Annotated in this window: 10 protein-coding genes and 1 pseudogene; 1 reads left to right on the top strand and 10 read right to left on the bottom strand. The window is 72.4% G+C overall.

The window, feature by feature from the left end:
• Positions 1-85: 85 nt before the first annotated feature.
• The 9 genes and pseudogenes from ABT116_RS16635 to iolC all read right to left on the bottom strand — a co-directional run bounded on the left by ABT116_RS16635 (position 86) and on the right by iolC (position 12,140).
• The gene (locus tag ABT116_RS16635; RefSeq protein ID WP_351633500.1) at positions 86-802 is read right to left on the bottom strand and encodes a chaplin; all 717 of its coding nucleotides are present in this window, start codon (positions 800-802) and stop codon (positions 86-88) included.
• 396 nt (positions 803-1,198) lie between these two features.
• Positions 1,199-2,737, bottom strand: coding sequence for a vWA domain-containing protein (locus ABT116_RS16630; protein ID WP_502983878.1), 1,539 nt, complete (start codon positions 2,735-2,737; stop codon positions 1,199-1,201).
• Between the two features lie 142 nt (positions 2,738-2,879).
• On the bottom strand, positions 2,880-3,746 hold the full coding sequence (locus tag ABT116_RS16625; protein WP_351633494.1) for an ABC transporter permease: 867 nt from the start codon (positions 3,744-3,746) through the stop codon (positions 2,880-2,882).
• Entirely contained in the window at positions 3,743-6,400 is a 2,658-nt protein-coding gene (locus tag ABT116_RS16620) for a CocE/NonD family hydrolase (protein ID WP_351633491.1), read from the bottom strand. Before ABT116_RS16620 ends, ABT116_RS16625 begins: the two co-directional genes overlap by 4 nt.
• Before the next feature lie 246 nt (positions 6,401-6,646).
• The gene (gene mmsA, locus ABT116_RS16615; protein WP_351633488.1) at positions 6,647-8,149 is read right to left on the bottom strand and encodes a CoA-acylating methylmalonate-semialdehyde dehydrogenase; all 1,503 of its coding nucleotides are present in this window, start codon (positions 8,147-8,149) and stop codon (positions 6,647-6,649) included.
• Between the two features lie 14 nt (positions 8,150-8,163).
• The gene (iolD, locus tag ABT116_RS16610) at positions 8,164-10,047 is read right to left on the bottom strand and encodes a 3D-(3,5/4)-trihydroxycyclohexane-1,2-dione acylhydrolase (decyclizing) (RefSeq protein WP_351633485.1); all 1,884 of its coding nucleotides are present in this window, start codon (positions 10,045-10,047) and stop codon (positions 8,164-8,166) included.
• Between the two features lie 29 nt (positions 10,048-10,076).
• Positions 10,077-10,247 (bottom strand): annotated as a pseudogene (locus ABT116_RS16605) (5-deoxy-glucuronate isomerase); the annotation flags it as partial.
• 64 nt (positions 10,248-10,311) lie between these two features.
• Complete coding sequence (locus ABT116_RS16600) at positions 10,312-11,193, bottom strand: Cgl0159 family (beta/alpha)8-fold protein (RefSeq protein ID WP_351633482.1); 882 nt, start codon at positions 11,191-11,193, stop codon at positions 10,312-10,314.
• Positions 11,190-12,140, bottom strand: coding sequence for a 5-dehydro-2-deoxygluconokinase (iolC, locus tag ABT116_RS16595; protein WP_351633479.1), 951 nt, complete (start codon positions 12,138-12,140; stop codon positions 11,190-11,192). The genes ABT116_RS16600 and iolC overlap by 4 nt, the downstream gene beginning before the upstream one ends.
• 451 nt (positions 12,141-12,591) lie before the next feature.
• On the opposite strand from iolC, the gene ABT116_RS16590 reads away from it, so the two are divergent.
• Positions 12,592-12,792 (top strand): helix-turn-helix transcriptional regulator, encoded by a 201-nt coding sequence (locus ABT116_RS16590; protein WP_104779857.1) that lies wholly within the window; start codon positions 12,592-12,594, stop codon positions 12,790-12,792.
• Positions 12,793-12,850: 58 nt separating this feature from the next.
• Here the strand turns inward: ABT116_RS16590 and ABT116_RS16585 are convergent.
• Positions 12,851-13,780 (bottom strand): zinc-dependent alcohol dehydrogenase family protein (locus ABT116_RS16585; RefSeq protein ID WP_351633471.1); only part of this gene is annotated, 930 nt, incomplete at its 5' end.

The following is a 13,780-nucleotide window of genomic DNA, read 5'->3' as shown; positions in this document are numbered from 1 at the left end:
GGTCTCCCGGCGTGCGGGTGCGGGTGCGGGTGCGGGTGCGGGTGCCGGAGAGGCTGTCTCCGGCACCCGGCCGGCTCGGGAACGGCTAGCGGGACGAGGCGGTGCGGCCGCGGCGGTACATCAGCACTCCGCCCGCGATCAGGACGGCGCTGGCGGCCGATGCCGCCGCCAGGGCCTCGCTGCCGGTCTCGGCCAGCTGGGGCAGGGTGCTGGGCTCCTCCTGCTCCTCCGCTTCCTCGGTGATGGACGAGTCCTCGGTGTCCGGGGTCGTGGAACGCGGCTTCTCGCTGTCCGGCGGGACGGAACCGCCCTTGGCCGGGGGCTTCGGCTTCTCCTCCGTCGACGGCTTGTCGTCGTCGCCGTAGCCGCCGCCGTAGGAGCCGTTCTCGCAGTCGTTCTCGAGCGCGTCGTTGAGCAACGCGCCCCCGTCGACGCTGTTGCCGCAGGCGTTCACGGGCACCTCGACCGGCACCTGCACGTTGTTCCCGGAACCCAAGCCGGGAGAACCCTTGACGACCGCCGACGCGTCCGAGCCCGCCTCGTGGCCCGACGACTTGTCCGAGATGTTCCTGCAGGAGTTGCCGAACGCGGTGTTGAGCGCCGCGAGCACGTTGACGGTGTTGCCGCACACGTTGACCGGCACGTCGACCGGCACCTGCACGCTGTTCCCGGACAGCGCACCAGGGGAATCCTTCGCCACTCCCGACGCGTCGGAGTCGGCGAGGGCGGGGCTGCCGTACAGGGACAGAAGCCCCGTGGCGGCGGCCGCCGCGAACGCTCCCTTGCTCAGGGTCTGTCGCATTGCAGTTGTCCTCCTGCTTGAAGAATTGGGGCGGCCGGCCTCGGAGCGGAGATCCACATCCAGGGCCGACGGTGCGGCGGCATGAACTGGTCGCAGCGCTGAACAGGAATCAGGCGTGTGGAGTGCTGTCCCGCGGCACAGAGGCGCGGAGGCAGCGTTACTCGCCGTTGCCCTGCGCGACGGCCGGTCCGCCGGCGAGTGCCGGGACAGCGGCCGTCACCGGCACATCAAGGGCGGAAGCGGCGGCCGCCGCAGCGATCAATGCCTCCTTGAGCACTGCGCGTTCCTTTCTCGTGGCGCCGCATGCTCTACTGCCTCATCAACCCGGTGCAGAAGAATTGGTTCCGCAGGTTCACCCGGTTGGCCCGCGTCCCGTCCCGGAAGGCCGGGAGGTTCTCAGTCCCGCCGCCGGTCGGCCTGTTCGATGGCCCGGGCGAGTCCGCGCACGGCCCCGTCCTCCGTGGCCTCGGACAACACGCGGGCGTGGTCCGCGAGTTCGGCGAAGCCGGCCGGAGCTCCCGGGAGGCGGTCGTGGCGGTCGTTTCGCGAGCGGAGGGCGTCGGCGAACCAGGCCGCCACCGCGGTGACCTGGAAGCGGCTGGGGGCGTCGCGCAAGGAGCCGTGGAGGGCGTCGGTCTCCAGGTCGCCGGTCTCCTCGTGCGGGTCGCGGGTCTCCGGGTCGAGCCAGCGCACGGTGGCGGTGGCGAGGTGGCCCTCGGCGCCGGGCCCGGTGCGCACGGCGTACAGGGCGGTGACGGTGTGGCCGGGGCCGACCTCGCCGCCGTCGACGCGGTCGTCGCGGAAGTCCTCGTCGGCGACGCGCCGGTTGTCGTAGCCGACGAGGTGGAACTCCTCGACCGTCTCCGGGTCGAAGGCGACCTGGGCCTTGGCGTCGCGGGCGGTGAGGTCGACGTTGCGCGGGAGCTGCTCGGAGAAGACCTTGCGGGCCTCGTCGGAGTCGGACACGTAGACGGTGTGGCCGTCGCCCTTGTCGGCGAGGCGTTCCATCAGGGCGTCGCCGTAGTCGCTGCCGACGCCGACGCCGAAGAGGGTGATGCCGTGCTCGCGGCGTTCGCCGGCGATGCGCTCCAGGATGGCGTCCGCGTCGGTGTCGCCGGTGTTGGCGAGCGCGTCGGAGATGAGGACGACCCGGTTGGTGGCGCCCTCGCGCAACCCCTCGGTGGCCGTCTCGTAGCCGGTCTCGACGCCGGCGCCGAGGTTGGTGGAGTCCTGGGTGTCCAGGTCGGAGATGACGTCCTGGATCTCGTCGCGGTTGCCGTCGAGGCGGGTCATGGGCAGGACGGTCTCGGCCTCGTCGCTGAAGGTGACGAGCGCGACCGAGTCGTCGTCGCGCAGCCGGTCCGTCATCACCGAGAGGGACTCCTTGGCGAGGTCCAGGCGGCCCGGTTCGTCCATGGAGCCCGAGACGTCGATGACGAAGGTGAGGGCGGCGGGCGGGCGTTCGCCGGAGCGCCCGGTGGCGCGGGTGGCGAGGCCGACGCGGACCAGGGACCAGTCCTCGTCGTCGGTGCGGGCACCGTCGACGGTGACCGAGAAGCCGTCGCCGTCGGGGCGGTCGTAGTCCTGGCGGAAGCTGTTGACGAACTCCTCGGGGCGGACGGTCGACGGGTCGGGCAGCCGCCCGTCGGCGAGGGCCCGGCGGGCGTAGTCGTAGGAGGCGGTGTCGACGTCGAGGGCGAAGGTGGAGAGGTGGTCCGGCTCTTCGCGGAGGCCGTCCCGCTCGCTCGTGCCGTCCTCGTCGCCGTGGGCGGGTGCGGGTTCGCCCGCGCCGTACCCGGGGCGGTCGGCGGCCTTGCTGCCGTCGCCGGTGTCGGCGCCCCCGCCGCAGGCGGTGAGCAGCAGTCCGCTCGCGGCCGTGAGTGCGAGCAGCGCTTTTCGTGTCCGGAACCGCTCCATCGCCCCTGCCCCCTGCATCCGTTGGCGTCGGCTTCTTGCGACTGTGACGGCGCGGGGGGCCCGAACGTGCGGTACGGGGCGTTGCGGAAGGGTCTCGAAGCGGCCACGGGGACCGCCCTTCGAGACCGGTGGGTGATCCTCCGTTGACCTGTCCGTTGGCCTAGGAGACGACGTCCTTGCGGGCGAAACCGCGGAAGGCCAGGGCGAACAGCACGAGCGCGTACGTCACGGAGACCGACGTGCCCTGGATCATGTCCGACCACTCCAGCTGGGGCCGGACGGCGTCGAGCCAGGCGTACTGCCAGTGCGCGGGCAGGAAGTGGCGCCAGTCGCCGAGGGCCGTCACCTCGTCGAGGACGCTGCCGATGATGGTGAGGAACACCGCGCCGCCGACCGCACCGAGCGGGGCGTCCGTCCGGGTCGAGAGGTAGAACGCGAGCGCGGCGGTGACCAGTTGGGACACCATGATGTACGCGACCACGATCAGCATGCGCTGGGCCGCGGTGCCGGTGGACAGGCTGCCGCCGGTGGGCAGTTCGAGCGGCCCCCAGCCGTAGGCGGCCGTCCCCACGCCGAGGGCGACGACCGGGAGCAGGACCATCGCGGCCAGGCTCAGGGTGAGTCCGACCGCCAGCTTGGACCACAGCAGCCGGGCCCGGGGCACGGGGGCCGCGAGCAGATAGCGCAGGGACGACCAGCTCGCCTCGGAGGCGACCGTGTCGCCGCAGAACAGGGCGACGGGGATGACGAGCAGGAAGCCTGCGGCGGAGAAGAGGTTGACCGCGGCGAAGTTGGCCCCGGACGCGGTCGCCGTGTCCATGAGGTTGACGCGGTTGTTGTTGCCGCCCGGGTCACCGCCGACCTGGAAGGCGATCAGCAGGATGATCGGCAGGGCGACCAGGACACCGCCCATGACCATGGTGCGGCGCCGTTTCAGCTGCCGGGCCAGCTCGACGCGGAAGGGCAGGGTGCGGCCCGCGCGGTAGCCGTCGGCGACCTCGGCGGGCGGCTCGGCGAGCGTGCTCATGCTTCGGCTCCGATCAGGGTGAGGAAGGCGTCCTCCAGGCGGCGGTGGGGGCCGACCGAACGCACCGCCACGTCCAGGCGTACGAGGTCGGCGACCAGGCGCTGCGGGGTGCCGTCGGCGTCGAGCTGGATCAGGAGGCCCTCGTCGGCGCGCACGGCCGAGGCGACACCGGGCAGGGCGCCGACCTTCTCCACGACGGGCTCGTCCACGGGCGTGGCCGTGCCGACGAGGAGGGTGTCGCCCGAGCCGACGATGTCCTCGACCGGGCCCGCCTGGACGAGCTGCCCGTGGTCCATCACCACGAGGTGGGTGCAGGTCTGCTCGACCTCCGCGAGGAGGTGGCTGGAGACGATGACCGTGCGGCCGGCGGCGGCGTAGCGGATCATCACCTCGCGCATCTCACGGATCTGGGGCGGGTCCAGGCCGTTGGTCGGTTCGTCGAGGATGAGCAGGTCCGGCAGGCCGAGCATGGCCTGGGCGATGGCGAGGCGCTGGCGCATGCCCTGGGAGTAGGTGCGCACGGCGCGGGCGAGGGCGTCGCCGAGGCCCGCGATCTCCAGGGCCTCCTCCATGTGCGCGTCCTCGGCGGGGCGGCCGGTGGCGCGCCAGTACAGCTCCAGGTTCTCGCGGCCGGACAGGTGGGGCAGGAAGCCGGCGCCCTCGACGAAGGCGCCGACCCGGGAGAGGACCGGGGCGCCGGGGCCGATGGCGTGGCCGAAGACGCGGATCTCGCCGCCGTCGGGCTTGATCAGGCCCATCAGCATGCGCAGGGTGGTCGTCTTGCCGGCCCCGTTGGGGCCGAGCAGGCCGAGGACCTGGCCCTGCTCCACGCGGAAGGAGAGGTTCTTGACGGCGTACCGGTCCGACGCCTTCGCGTAGCGCTTGGTGAGGTCCGTGATCTGGAGGGGGACTTCGGCCAGGGCCGGGTCCGGTGGGGCGGGTGCGGTCGTGCGGCGGCGGCCCGTGAGGATCAGCGCGAGCGCGACACCGGCGCCGGCGAGCGGCAGCCACCACACCCATGCGGGCAGCCCTGCCCGGCTGTCGCGCCCGCCGAGAGCCGAGGGGACCTCCAGGTCGCCCTTGAGGGAGACGGTGTAGGTGGCCGGGGCCGTCGGGGAGGCGTAACCGAGGTCCGTCGAGGCGAGGACCAGGCGGAGCCGGTGGCCGTCGTCGACCTCGTGGTCGATCGCCGGGAGGGTGATGGTGACGTCCTTGCCGGCCTTGGCGCCTTCGACCCTGAGGGGTGTGACGAGCTGGGAGGGCAGCACCTGCTGGGTGCCGCCGCCCGGGCCGACGTCGTAGAGCTTGGCGAAGAGGACGGCGTCGTCGCTGGTGGACTTCACGTGCACGGTGGCGGTGGGCGAGCCGGTGATCTGGAGGTCCTCGCGCATCGGCGCGGACTCGAACGCGGCGAACTGGCCGGGGAAGTCGAGGGAGACGCCGATGCCGAGCGTGGAGAGCTGGCTGAGGCCGCCGGCGCCGCCGAGGCCGGGCAGGGCGGAGACGCCGGGCGGGCTGGCGCCGGGCGGATTGTCGAAGCTCTGCTCGCGCCCGGCCAGGGAGACGGAACGCTGCTTGCTCTCCAGGCCGGGGTAGCGGTCCGAGGTCACGCCGGTCAGGCGGGGTTCGCCGTCGCCGGATCCCGTGCCGAGGGTGCGGGTGACGCGGAAGGCGGGGCCGGTGTCGGCGCCCTTGTCGTCCTTGAGGTAGCGGTCGAACCAGGATGTCACGCGGCCTTCGACCCGGCCGGTCTCCATGTCGCCGCCGTCGTGACCGCCGGCGATCCAGTCGACGTCGACGGGGGCGCCGTTGGCCCGGATCGCCTTCGCGGCCCGGTCGGCCTGGCCGAGCGGGAAGAGGGAGTCGGACTGGCCCTGCATCAGCAGCGTCGGCACGTTGATGTTCTTCCCGACGGCGGACGGCGAACGCTCCTGAAGCAGCTCGCGCGCCTCGGCGTCCGGCTTGCCCGACTCGGCGACCCGCTCGTACATCCGGCACAGCGCGGGCTCGAACTTCTCGCAGCCGCCGCCGGAGTTGACGAAGATGCCGGCCCAGAGCTTCTTGAAGACGCCGTTCGGGAAGAGGGCGTCGGCGAGGTTCCAGTACGTGATCGCCGGGGCGATGGCGTCGACACGAGGGTCGTGGCCCGCGGTGAGCAGGGCGATCGCGCCGCCGTAGGAGGCGCCTGCCATGCCGACGCGGGGGTCGCCCTTCTTGTCGAGCTCGACCTGGGGCTGCTTGGCCAGCCAGTCGATGAGCTTCGAGACGTCGGCGACCTCGCCCTCGGGGTCGTTGAGGCCGATCTTCCCGTTGGACTTGCCGAAGCCGCGGGCCGACCAGGTCAGGACCGCGTAGCCGTCCCGGGCGAGGTCCTCGGCCTGCTGCCGTACGTCCTTCTTGCTGCCGCCGAAGCCGTGCCCGAGCAGGACGGCGGGGCGGCGGCGGTCTGCTCCGGAGGTGAAGAACGAGGTGTCGATGCGGACGCCGTCGCCGGTGGCCAGGAGCCGGTCTTCGCGGTGGACCGGGGGCGTGTCGTCGTTCGCGACGGCCGTCCACGTGCCCGCGCCCGCGAGGACGACGACGGCGGCCCCGGCGGCGAGGAGCCTCCGGGGCCTCCGCAGCAGCCCGTGGAGTCCGGGCAGTCGAAGATCCATGCGTCAACGGTACGGGGTGAAGCTGTCGAACAGTTGTCGACCGGAGGCCGAAGTGGGTGGCCTCCCAGGGGTGTACACGGAGTTTTCCGCGTACTGCGGGTGGTGTACGGGGCGGACTCGGGAGGTGCCGTGATCTGCCGGGTGCGGGTGCGGCGTGGTGTTCGCGCAGTTCCCCGCGCCCTCTTGAGCCCGTCCGTGGAAAAAGTGGGGCCGTCCTTGATGCGGACGGCCCCGGGACACTCGGTGTCAGTGGTTGCGCGGGAAGCCCAGGTCCACGCCCGCCGGGGCGTCGGCCGGGTCCGGCCAGCGGGTGGTGACGACCTTGCCGCGGGTGTAGAAGTGCGTGCCGTCGTTGCCGTAGATGTGGTGGTCGCCGAAGAGCGAGTCCTTCCAGCCGCCGAAGGAGTGGTAGCCGACGGGGACCGGGATCGGGACGTTCACGCCGACCATGCCGGCCTCGACCTCCAGCTGGAAGCGGCGGGCCGCGCCGCCGTCCCGGGTGAAGATCGCGGTGCCGTTGCCGAACGGGGAGGCGTTGATCAGGTCCAGGGCCTCCTCGTAGGTCTCGGTGCGCAGCACGGTCAGCACCGGGCCGAAGATCTCGTCCTGGTAGGCCTTCGCGGACGTGGGCACCTTGTCGAGCAGCGAGATGCCGATCCAGTGGCCGTCCTCGAAGCCGTCGACGGTGAAGCCGGTGCCGTCCAGGACGACCTCGCAGCCCTCGGCCGCGGCGCCCTCGACGTAGGAGGCGACCTTGTCGCGGTGGACCTTGGTGATGAGCGGGCCCATCTCGGAGGCCGGGTCGTTGCCCGGGCCGATCTTGATCTTCTCGGCGCGCTCGCGGATCTTCTCCACCAGCTCGTCGCCGATCGAGCCGACGGCGACGACCGCGGAGATGGCCATGCAGCGCTCACCGGCGGAGCCGTAGGCGGCCGAGACGGCGGCGTCGGCGGCCGCGTCGAGGTCGGCGTCCGGGAGGACCAGCATGTGGTTCTTGGCGCCACCGAGGGCCTGGACGCGCTTGCCGTTCGCGGAGGCCGTGGTGTGGATGTACCGGGCGATCGGGGTCGAGCCCACGAAGGAGACAGCCTTGACGTCCGGGTGCTCCAGCAGGCGGTCGACGGCCACCTTGTCGCCGTGGACGACGTTGAAGACGCCGTCGGGCAGGCCCGCCTCGGCGAGCAGCTCGGCGATCTTGATGGACGCCGACGGGTCCTTCTCGGACGGCTTCAGCACGAAGGTGTTGCCGCACGCGATGGCGATGGGGAACATCCACATCGGCACCATCGCCGGGAAGTTGAACGGGGTGATGCCCGCGACGACGCCCAGCGGCTGGCGGATCGACGACACGTCGACACGGCTCGCGACCTGCGTGGACAGCTCGCCCTTGAGCTGCACGCTGATGCCGCAGGCCAGGTCGACGATCTCCAGGCCGCGCGCGACCTCGCCGAGGGCGTCGGAGTGCACCTTGCCGTGCTCGGCGGTGATCAGCTCGGCGATCGCGTCCCGGTTGGCGTCCAGCAGGGCGCGGAACGTGAACAGGATCGAGGTGCGCTGGGCCAGCGAGGACTGGCCCCAGGTCAGGTAGGCCTCCTTGGCGGCGGCGACCGCCGCGTCCACCTCGTCGACCGAGGCGAACGCGACCTTCGTGGTCACCTCGCCGGTCGCCGGATCGGTCACCGGCCCGTGCGTGCCCGAGGCGCCTTCGACGGTCTTGCCGCCGATCCAGTGGTTGACGATCTTCGTCATGGCCGGGAACTCCTTCACAGATGGCGGCGTCGGGTGGAGACGTGCCGTTCGTACAGCTCACGTGCCTTGACCGCGGACGGCCGTGTCGCGGTCTCGGCCACGGGTACATCCCACCAGGCCTGCGCGGGAGGCGCGCCCGACACTGTGTCTGCCGTTTGGGTCTCGACGTAGACACATGTGGGAGTGTCGGCCGCCCGGGCCTCGGCGAGGGCCTCGCGCAGGTCCCGGACGGTCTTCGCGCGCAGGACGCGCATGCCGAGGCTGGCCGCGTTGGCGGCGAGGTCGACGGGCAGCGGCGGCCCGGTGTACGAGCCGTCCTCGGCCGGGAAGCGGTAGGCCGTGCCGAACCGCTCGCCGCCGACCGATTCCGACAGGCCGCCGATGGAGGCGTAGCCGTGGTTCTGGACGATCAGGACCTTGATCGCGATGCCCTCCTGCACGGCCGTCACGAGCTCCGTCGGCATCATCAGGTAGGTGCCGTCGCCGACCAGCGCCCACACGGGCCGGTCCGGGGCGGCCATCTTGACGCCGATGGCGGCCGGTATCTCGTAGCCCATGCAGGAGTAGCCGTACTCCAGGTGGTACTGGTCGTGCGACCGGGTCCGCCACAGTTTGTGCAGGTCGCCGGGGAGGGAGCCGGCGGCGTTGATCAGGATGTCCGAGGCGTCGGCGATCTCGTCCAGGGCACCGATGACCTGGGGCTGGGTCGGGCGGGTGTCGGGTTCGTCCACCTCGTAGCAGGCGTCGACGCGCTGCTCCCAGCGTTCCTTGTCCTCGGTGTACTCGGTGGCGTAGGTGCCGGCGACCCGGCACGCGTGCAGCCGGAGGGCGTCGGTGAGCTCCTGCAGACCGCTGCGGGCGTCCGCGACCAAGGGCTGCCCGGCGAGCTTGTGACCGTCGAAGGGCGCGATGTTGAGGTTGAGGAAGCGGACGTCGGGGTTGCCGAACAGCGTGCCGGAGGCGGTGGTGAAGTCGGTGTAGCGGGTGCCGACGCCGATCACCAGGTCGGCGGTGCGGGCGAGTTCGTCCGCGGTGGCGGTGCCGGTGTGGCCGACGCCGCCGACGTCCTGGGGGTGGTCGTGGCGCAGGGAGCCCTTGCCCGCCTGGGTGGAGGCGACCGGGATGCCGGTCGTCCCGGCGAACTCGGCGAGGGCCTCCTCGGCGCGGCTGTGGTGGACGCCGCCGCCCGCGATGACCAGGGGCCGTTTCGCCGAGCGGATGATCCGTACCGCCTCGGCCAGTTCGGTCGGGTCGGCGCCGGGCCGCCGTACGGTCCAGACGCGCTCGGCGAAGAACTCCTCCGGCCAGTCGTACGCCTCGGCCTGCACGTCCTGGGGCAGGGCGAGGGTGACGGCGCCGGTCTCGACCGGGTCGGTGAGGACGCGCATCGCGTTCAGCGCCGAGGGGATCAGGGCTTCGGGCCGGGTGATCCGGTCGAAGTACCTGGAGACCGGGCGCAGGCAGTCGTTGACCGACACGTCGCCCGCGTACGGCACTTCCAGTTGCTGCAGGACCGGGTCGGCGGGCCGGGTCGCGAAGATGTCGCCGGGCAGGAGCAGCACCGGGAGGTGGTTGACGGTCGCGAGGGCGGCGCCGGTGACGAGGTTGGTGGCGCCCGGGCCGATGGACGTCGTCACCGCGTGCGTGGACAGACGGCCGGACTGGCGGGCGTAGCCGACCGCCGCGTGCACCATGGCCTGTTCGTTGCGGCCCTGGTGGAACGGCATCTCCTCGGCGTGTTCGAGGAGGGCCTGGCCGATCCCGGCGACGTTGCCGTGGCCGAAGATGCCCCAGGTGGCGCCGATGAGCCGCTGCCGGGCGCCGTCGCGTTCGGTGTACTGGGCCGACAGGAAGCGCACGAGCGCCTGTGCGACGGTCAGTCTCGTCGTCGAGCTCATCGGTGTCCCTCCCTCTGGGTGGTCACGGATACGCGACGCCCGCACCGGGCGTTCACCGGGCGAGGCCGCGTACGCCTCTCCTGGGAGACCTCCGGCGCGGGGCCGTAGCGGGCGGGGAGTTGTCGCTCGCACTTCGCTCCTGCCAAAGCAAAGCGGCTTCCCGCGCCGGAGGCGATCTGGACCCGGGCCCTGCCCGGGAGGGGGAACGCTCGGTCTTCTGTGCTGTAGCCCGTGGTGAAGGTGTGGGTGGTCATGACGCGGCCCTCACAGCAGTCCGACGGCGGTGTCCACGGCGGCGGCCACGTCGCCGTCCGCCGGGTACAGCAGCGAACGCCCCACGACCAGCCCGCACACGGTGGGCAGTTGCAGGGCGCCGCGCCACTTCTCGTACGCCCCGTCCTGATCGTCGCCCACCTCGCCGCCGAGCAGCACGGCGGGCAGCGTGGAGGTGGCCATGACCTCGGCCATGTCGTCGGGGTTGTCGGTGACCGGGACCTTCAGCCAGGTGTAGGCGGAGCTGCCGCCGAGGCCCGAGGCGATGGCGATCGACTTGGTGACGGCCTCGGCGGAGAGGTCGTTGCGCAGCCGGCCCCGCTCGTCGCGGTAACTGATGAACGGCTCGACGAAGACGGGGAGTTTCCGGGCGGCCATGGCGTCGACGGCCCGGGCGGTGGACTCCAGGGTGGTGAGCGAGCCGGGGTCGTCGTAGTCGATGCGCAGGAGCAGCTTGCCCGCGTCGAAGCCCAGCCGCTGGATGTCCTCGGGGCGGTGGCCGGTGAATCGGTCGTCGAGTTCGAAGCTCGCGCCCTGGAGGCCGCCGCGGTTCATCGAGCCGAGGACGACCTTGCCGTCGAGGGCGCCGAGCAGGAGCAGGTCGTCGAGGATGTCGGCGGTGGCGAGGACGCCGTCGACGCCCGGGCGGGACAGGGCCAGGCAGAGGCGCTCGAGGAGGTCGGCGCGGTTGGCCATGGCCATGCCGCGGCCGCCGACCCCGAGGGCACCGCGGGCCGGGTGATCGGCCGCGACGATCATCAGACGGCCGCTCGGGTTCAGCAGCGGCCGGCGGGTGCGGCGGGCGGCGGCCTCGGCGATCGCCTCCGGGCGGTGGCTGCGCAGGTGGACGAGCTCGGAGATGTCGACGGTCACCGGACGGCCCCCGCGGTGACGGCCGCCTCGATCTCGTCCGGCGTGGGCATCGCGGACGAGCACTCCAGGCGGGAGGCGACGATGGCCCCGGCCGCGTTGGCGTGCCGCATGGTCTTCTCCAGGTCCCAGCCGGCCAGCAGGCCGTGGACGAGACAGCCGCCGAAGGCGTCGCCGGCGCCGAGGCCGTTGAGGACGTCCACCGGCAGCGGCGGGACCTCGGCGCTCTCGCCCTCGCGGTTCACGGCGAGGACGCCCTTGGGGCCCTGCTTGACGACGGCGAGTTCGACGCCCGCATCGAGGAGGGCCCGGGCGGCGGCGTGAGGTTCGCGCACGCCCGTGGCGACCTCCACCTCGTCGAGGTTGCCGACGGCGACGGTGGTGTGCCGCAGGGCCTCCGCGTAGAAGGGGCGGGCCGCGTCGGGGTCGGTCCAGAACATCGGGCGCCAGTCGAGGTCGAAGACCGTCGTGCCGGACTTGGCGCGGTGGGCGAGGGCCGCGAGGGTCGCCGTACGGCTGGGCTCCTCGCTCAGGCCCGTGCCCGTGACCCAGAAGACCCGGGCGTCACGGACGGCGTCGAGGTCGAGCTCGTGGGCGTCGATCTCCAGGTCGGGGGCCTTGGGCCGGCGGTAGAAGTACAGCGGGAAGTCGTCCGGCGGGAAGACCTCGCAGAAGGTGACCGGGGTGGGCAGGCCGGGGACCGGGGTGACCCAGCGGTCGTCCACGCCGAAGTCCCTCAGGGCCTGGTGGAGATAGGTGCCGAAGGGGTCGTCGCCGGTGCGGGTGATCACCGCCGTCCGCCGTCCCAGACGGGCCGCCGCGACCGCGACGTTGCTCGCCGAGCCGCCGAGGAACTTGCCGAAGGACGTGACCTGCGGCAGCGGGACGCCGGTCTGCAGCGGATACAGATCCACTCCGATCCGCCCCATGGTGATCAGGTCGTACGTCATCGGTGTCCCCTCGATGCTCGGCTCTCCCCGGCTTTGTAGCCCCCTCTCGACGCCCTGTCAATGTTTTGTCCGGACATTCGGACCAGATCATGACAGCGCTTTCCCATGCAGGCGCCCGTGCCCGCACCCGCGTCCTCACAGTTCCGAGTCTTCAACCCCCCGCCCCGGCCCGCCTCCCCGGGCGGCCGGCGATCGGACCCGAGTGCTGCGTCAAGACACCCCGCCGCCGTAGCGGCGCGCGCCTTTGCCCCGGCTGTGTCACAAACACCCCTCCCCTGTCACACATGTCGCGTGTACGCGGGCCTTCCGTCACATACGGCGCACAGGCCCTGCCGGGTCTCACCGGGCGTCGTTGACCGGACACAGGCTTGTTGATCGCCAGCGCAGCGCCCGGCTCCCCCGGACGGCCGTCCACGGCCGCCGCCGTGGTGCGCGCGGGGAGGTGCACGTCATGACCGACCGAAGACTGTGGTCCTACAAGGAGATCGCGGCGCACATCCGGGTGCAGCCGGACACCGTGCGGTCCTATCGAAAACACGGGCTGCTGCCTCCGCCCGACCATGTCGAGGGCGGCAAGCCCTACTGGTACGCCGACACGGTCCGGGCCTGGGTCGCCTCCAGGCCCGGAAACCGCGGCCGAAGAACCGACTGACCCGATCCCGCTGCGTCGTGCCCCGCCCTCGCGTGGGGCACGGTCGTCGCCCGGCGCGTCAGCTCCATGGCTCGATGACCGTCGCCCCCGCTCCGGGCGCCGTCCCCATCGCCGCCAGCGCGGACGGGACCTCCTCCAGCGCGATCATCGACGTCACCAGCAGGTCGGGGCGCAGCACGCCGCTGCGGACCAGCTCCAGCATCGGCGGGTAGCTGTGCGCGGCCATGCCGTGGCTGCCGAGGAGTTCGAGCTCCAGGGCGATCGCGCGGGCCATCGGCACGGGTGTCGTGCCGTCCGGCGAGGGCAGCAGGCCGACCTGGACGTGCCGGCCGCGGCGGCGCAGGCCGTTCACGGAGGCGGCGCAGGTGCCGGGTGAGCCGAGGGCGTCGAGGGAGAGGTGGGCGCCGCCCCCGGTGAGGTCCCGGACGGCCGCCGCGGTGTCCGGCACGGACGTGGCGTCCAGGCACTGCGCGGCCCCGAACGTCCGCGCCAGGTCCAGGGCCTGGGCCGACACGTCGACTGCCACCACCCGCGCGCCCGACGCCGCCGCGATCATCACGGCGGAGAGTCCGACCCCGCCGCACCCGTGGACCGCGACCCACTCTCCCGCCGCGACCCGCCCCTGCTGCACCACCGCCCGGTACGCCGTGGCGAACCGGCAGCCGAGCGAGGCCGCCGTCGCGAAGGACAGCTCCCCGGGCAGCGCCACGAGATTCACGTCGGCGTGGTCCAGCGCCACGTACTGGGCGAAGGATCCCCAGTGGGTGAAGCCGGGCTGGGTCTGGCGCTCGCACACCTGGTGGTCGCCCGCCGCGCAGGACGGGCAGGTGCCGCAGGCGCAGATGAACGGCACGGTGACCCGGTCGCCGGGCCGCCATCCGGTCACCCGGGCACCCACGGCCTCGACGACCCCGGCCAGTTCGTGCCCTGGCACGTGCGGCAGGGTGATGTCCGGGTCGTGGCCCTGCCAGCCGTGCCAGTCGCTGCG

The organism is Streptomyces sp. NPDC002130, assembly GCF_040296465.1.
Taxonomy (GTDB): Bacteria; Actinomycetota; Actinomycetes; order Streptomycetales; family Streptomycetaceae; genus Streptomyces.
This window is presented reverse-complemented; position numbering and strand designations above follow the sequence as displayed.

Coding starts and splice junctions, on each gene's coding strand:
- ABT116_RS16635 (WP_351633500.1), bottom strand. CDS start 802: ATGCGACAGACCCTGAGCAAGGGAGCGTTCGCGGCGGCCGCCGCCACG.
- ABT116_RS16630 (WP_502983878.1), bottom strand. CDS start 2,737: ATGCAGGGGGCAGGGGCGATGGAGCGGTTCCGGACACGAAAAGCGCTG.
- ABT116_RS16625 (WP_351633494.1), bottom strand. CDS start 3,746: ATGAGCACGCTCGCCGAGCCGCCCGCCGAGGTCGCCGACGGCTACCGC.
- ABT116_RS16620 (WP_351633491.1), bottom strand. CDS start 6,400: ATGGATCTTCGACTGCCCGGACTCCACGGGCTGCTGCGGAGGCCCCGG.
- mmsA (WP_351633488.1), bottom strand. CDS start 8,149: ATGACGAAGATCGTCAACCACTGGATCGGCGGCAAGACCGTCGAAGGC.
- iolD (WP_351633485.1), bottom strand. CDS start 10,047: ATGAGCTCGACGACGAGACTGACCGTCGCACAGGCGCTCGTGCGCTTC.
- iolC (WP_351633479.1), bottom strand. CDS start 12,140: ATGACGTACGACCTGATCACCATGGGGCGGATCGGAGTGGATCTGTAT.
- ABT116_RS16590 (WP_104779857.1), top strand. CDS start 12,592: ATGACCGACCGAAGACTGTGGTCCTACAAGGAGATCGCGGCGCACATC.